This is a genomic window from Clostridia bacterium (genome assembly GCA_028698525.1).
Classification (GTDB): Bacteria; Bacillota; Clostridia; order JAQVDB01; family JAQVDB01; genus JAQVDB01.
This window is the reverse complement of record JAQVDB010000098.1, coordinates 1-4952: the sequence shown is the minus strand read 5'-3', so window position 1 is coordinate 4952 and position 4952 is coordinate 1. Positions and strand designations below refer to the sequence as shown.

General features: G+C 37.8%; 4 protein-coding genes. All 4 read left to right on the top strand.

The window, feature by feature from the left end; translation table 11 throughout:
- The first annotated feature begins 72 nt into the window (after positions 1 to 72).
- Positions 73 to 1671, top strand: coding sequence for a response regulator (locus PHP06_10475; protein ID MDD3840966.1), 1599 nt, complete (start codon positions 73 to 75; stop codon positions 1669 to 1671).
- 174 nt (positions 1672 to 1845) lie between these two features.
- Positions 1846 to 2877, top strand: coding sequence for a sugar phosphate isomerase/epimerase (locus tag PHP06_10470; GenBank protein MDD3840965.1), 1032 nt, complete (start codon positions 1846 to 1848; stop codon positions 2875 to 2877).
- A 22-nt stretch (positions 2878 to 2899) separates the two neighbouring features.
- Positions 2900 to 4402 carry a sugar ABC transporter ATP-binding protein gene (gene gguA, locus PHP06_10465; GenBank protein MDD3840964.1) on the top strand — a complete coding sequence of 501 codons (1503 nt, stop codon included), beginning with the start codon at positions 2900 to 2902 and terminating at the stop codon, positions 4400 to 4402.
- 15 nt (positions 4403 to 4417) lie between these two features.
- On the top strand, positions 4418 to 4952 hold a 535-nt coding region (locus PHP06_10460), incomplete at its 3' end, for an ABC transporter permease (protein MDD3840963.1).

Genomic DNA, 4952 nt, shown 5'->3' with positions numbered 1-4952 from the left:
AGTAATTTATAGAATAATTAAACTAAAGCTGATTTAGAAACCTCGATTTTACCAAAAAAGAGGTGGATTATAATGAAAACAGAGACATATAACATTATGGTGGTGGATGATGATCCTCTAGTGCTAGAAACTATGGAAAGGCTGTTTAAAAAGTATTTCCCGAGAATAAACAACCCGGCGCTCATGTCTTCAGGTATAGAGGCCATCCAAAAACTAAACCAATTTAGACCGGATATAGTTTTTATGGATATAAAGATGCCGGGATTGGATGGCCTTGAGACTATAGAAGAAATTAAAGAGACATATAAAGATGCAAAATTTGTAATAATATCTGCATACCAGCAATTCGATTTTGCGAAACAGGCGATAGCATTAGACGTGGTGGATTACCTGTTAAAACCCATAGATAAAGATATGATATTGAATTGTATGAAAAAGGCTATCAGATTGATTGAAAATGAGCGAAGCATGAAAAAGATGGAGATAGAATATAAAGACAGGCTAAACAAGGTTATTCCTTTTCTAGAGAGCCAATTCCTCTATTCTATTTTATTCAACCAAATTCAAGATAAAGAAATATGCTGCTATCAAGATATACTGAATGTCTCCTTGGATTGTGGATGTATAGTGATTGTTGAATTGGAAGACAGTGAATGGCAAAATTATGAGAGCCAAAGAAAAACCAGGCTCAAGTTCTACGATATCCTGAAATATTCTTCAAAGAAAGTCTGTAATTGTTTAGTAGGGCCTCTGATGACAAACAGAGTCATAATATACATACCTGCCAAAAAAGATGAGCATATCTTTGATATTTGCCAAAAGGTGATGAAAGCAGTAAGCTCAGGTGAAAAATATCCAACCAGAATAGGCATAGGAAATGTATATCAAGGCAGATCAAATATATATACATCTTTTGAAGAGGCTTTGAAAGCTTTGAGATATACCAGCAACGACGAAATAATCAGTTTTTCCGATGTTTCGATGCCTTCCCGGGCAAAAGTTAACTATCCTATAAGTAAGGAAAAGCTATTTATCGATGCTGTAAAAAAAGGAGACAAAGAAAAAAGCATAGCGATCTTCAGTGAAATATTGAACTGGTTGGATTCTACATATGACCATTCTATTGAAAAAATAAAAAGGGGATTAGTGCAGATTATTGTCTTAATGTTCAGAATATTGGCTGATTTGCCCATAGAAGGGGGAAATAAATTGATACAAGATCAGCAGTATCTACATAGTTTTTTCGAAATCGCCGATTATAGACATTTGGTGACCTGGTGCAAGGACAAAATTGAATTGGTGTGTAACCTGGTAATCCATTTTAGGCAAAATGATTTTGGTGATATTTTAAAAAAGGCATTACAATATATACAAACCAGCTATTCAAAAGATATAACCTTAGAGCAAGTGGCCCACCATATATCCTTAAATCCAACCTATTTCAGCTCTATGTTTCACAAAAAGACCGGAAAGAAATTCAGTGACTATTTAATATATATCAGAATAGAAAAAGCAAAGCAGCTTTTAGAAGATACTGATTTAACTATAAAACAAATATCTTTTAAAATAGGCTACAAAAGTCCTAACTATTTCAGCAGAATATTTAAAAAAGTAACAAATTTAAGCCCTACAAATTATAGGGCCGGGATCAAGGTGGACTCTGATTTTTGATAAGTCTTTTGAAGGCTTACTTTTCTTTGTATAAAGATAAGATATCTATGGGATGATTTTTTACCATTCCGGATTTTAGATTGAATGAGGAGATAGAAACCCAAAAACAATCTAGAGGGGATTTATTGTAATTATAGAATTTTTTAATAATGGGCGAGAAAGGGGGATTTTGATTTGTCAAGATTCAAATTTTCAGCAGGTCCATGGAATGTGCATGAAGGAGCGGATGCCTTTGGACCTGAAGTAAGGAATACCATACCGTTGGAACAAAAGATAAAAAGATTTAAAGAAATAGGGCTGGATGCTGTGCAATTTCATGATGACGATGCAGTGCCGGAGATAAACCATTTGACTGAAGAGGGCATAAAAAACAAAGCTGCGGAAGTAAAGGAGATGCTGGATCAAAATGGGTTAGTAGCTGAATTTGTAGCACCTAGATTGTGGATGGACCCTCATACAATAGACGGAGGATTTACATCAAACAGTAAACAAGATAGAGAATTTGCTTTATGGAGAGCACTAAGGTCTATAGATATAGCAAATGTATTAGGGTGTGATAAGGTGGTTCTCTGGCTGGCAAGAGAGGGTACCCTTTGCTATGAAAGCAAAGACCCTGTAGAGGGTGTCAACAGAATAGCAAAGGCTATAAGCAAAATGCTGGAATATGACGAGAATATCAAAGTACTTATTGAGACAAAACCTAACGAACCTATAGACAGAAGTTTTTGTCCTACAATAGGCCATGTCATGGGCCTTGCTTATAAGACTATAGACCCTGATAGAGTTGGGGGGCTTTTAGAGACTGCCCATGCAATGCTGGCCGGGCTTGACCCTGCCAATGAGATGGCCTTTGCCTTAGCCTTTGGCAAGCTGTGGGGAGTGCATCTAAACGATCAGAATGGAATTAAGTACGATCAAGACAAGGCCTTCGGGGTAGAAAACTTAAGGACGGCGTTCAATCAAATAAAAGTGCTGGTGGACAACGACTACGGCAGCAGGGGAGAATATATAGGATTGGATGTAAAGGCTATGAGGACTCAAAAGGATGAAGTGTGTTATAGGCACCTTGAGAACAGTTTAAAAATTGTAAAAATTTTAGAAAAAAAGGTAGATAAATTGGATAAAAACCTACAACAAAGATGTATACAACAAAGGGATTATGAAGCACTAGAGATGTATATCATTGAACTATTGACTAACGGCTGATGGAGAAAAAGTTAGAGGAGGGATGAGCATAAATAGCGATGTAGTATGTCTTATGAAGGGAATAACCAAGCAATTCCCAGGGGTCAAGGCGTTAGATGATGTAGATTTGGAAGTAAGGCGAGGAGAAGTGATGGCGCTGGTAGGGGAAAACGGCGCAGGCAAGTCCACTCTAATGAAGGTGCTGGCAGGATTACACTCAATGGATTCAGGCCAGATATTCATCGATGATGTTATGGCAAAGATAGATTCTCCTGCTCAATCTAGGGATATGGGTATCAGCTTTATTCATCAGGAATTGAATTTGGCACCTAATATGAGTGTTGCAGAAAATATATTTTTAGGTAGAGAAAAACCCTCAAAAAAATTCTTCTTAGATAGGGGCAAAACGAATCAGGAGGCCAAAAGGCTATTGGATATGGTGGGATTAAAGGTAAGCACAGGAACACTGGTCAAAAATCTTTCCATTGCCCAAAGGCAGATGGTAGAAGTAGCCAGGGCTTTATCCATGAATTCATCGTTGATAGTGATGGATGAACCCACATCATCCCTCACCGATAACGAGACCGATGTTCTATTATCCATAATAAAAAGGTTAAAGCAAAGGGGAGTATCCATTGTCTTTATATCCCATAGATTAAAGGAAGTATTTAAGATATCGGACAGAATAACCGTATTGAGAGATGGGAAAAATGCAGGTGTTTTCACTACAGCAGATGTCAGTGAAGAAAAGATAATACAGGTGATGGTGGGAAGAGAAATAAAAGATTTATTCGACAAACATCAGGCTGATATAGGAATGCCGGTATTGGAGATAAAAAACTTGGGCACAGAAAATTTTTTAGAGGACATCAATTTCCATGTGAGGGCAGGGGAAATATTAGGTTTTGCAGGATTAGTAGGGGCGGGCAGAACAGAAGTTATGCAGTCGGTATTTGGAATAGACACTAAAAGGACAGGGGACGTATACATAAATGGGCAGAAAGTAGATATAAAAAACCCTTATGATGCGATAAAAGCAGGCATAGGATATGTTCCCGAGGATAGAAAATTGCAAGGTCTTATACTTCAGATGACGGTGAAGGAAAATATTACACTGGCTAATTTAGAGCAAGTAAGCCATAGGTGGCTTTTGGATAACAGCAGAGAATTAAAAGTTGCCGGTGAATACATAGAAAAATTAGACATAAAAACCCCTCATAAAGAGCAGAAAGTGGTAAACCTGAGCGGAGGCAATCAACAAAAAGTCGTAATAGCAAAATGGCTGGCTATAAAACCCCGAGTACTTATATTGGATGAACCTACACGAGGCATAGACGTAGGTGCAAAGAGAGAAATTCATTATCTTATGAGCCAACTGGCAGGCCAGGGTGTAGCCATAATAATGATATCCTCTGAACTGCCTGAAGTGTTGGGAATGAGTGACAGAATAATCATAATGCATGAAGGAAGGATAAAAGGAGAATTAACCAGAGAAGAGGCATCTCAGGAAAAAATAATGAAGATGGCTATAAGTCAAAATCTATAATTAGGGGCTGAAAAAATGGAAAAGAAAACCCACAATGCTACATCTTTGAATTTATGGAATGATGCACGTTTTAGAAAGATGAGATCTTCCAGTTCCTTTGGTGTGTTTGTAATTTTGATAGTTTTATGCGTGATATTAGCCTTTATAACCGGAAGATTTGTCCAACCGGATAACCTGTTTTCTGTAATAAGGGCGTTTTCATATATAGCGATTATGGCTATAGGTGAGTGTATAGTGATAATTACCGGAGGAATAGACCTTTCTGTGGGCTCGGTATTTGGTATAGCAGGGGTGGTATGTGCATATGCAATGAGGCGTTGGGGACTGAATATACCTTTGAGCATATTGATTGCTATTGGAGTAGGACTGGGATTTGGATTGTTTAACGGGTTTATGATAACCAAGGTAGGGCTCCCTGCTTTCATAGCTACATTGGGAACATTGAGCGTAGCTAGGGGCTTGGCATATGCCATCACAGGAGGATATACAATTGCCGAGTTTTCTGAAGCATTCAACTTTATAGGTCAAGGGTACATAGGACCTGTTCCTG

Bases quoted from the DNA above. Each gene is read 5' to 3' on its own strand.
- PHP06_10475 (MDD3840966.1), top strand. From the start codon at position 73: ATGAAAACAGAGACATATAACATTATGGTGGTGGATGATGATCCTCTA.
- gguA (MDD3840964.1), top strand. From the start codon at position 2,900: ATGAGCATAAATAGCGATGTAGTATGTCTTATGAAGGGAATAACCAAG.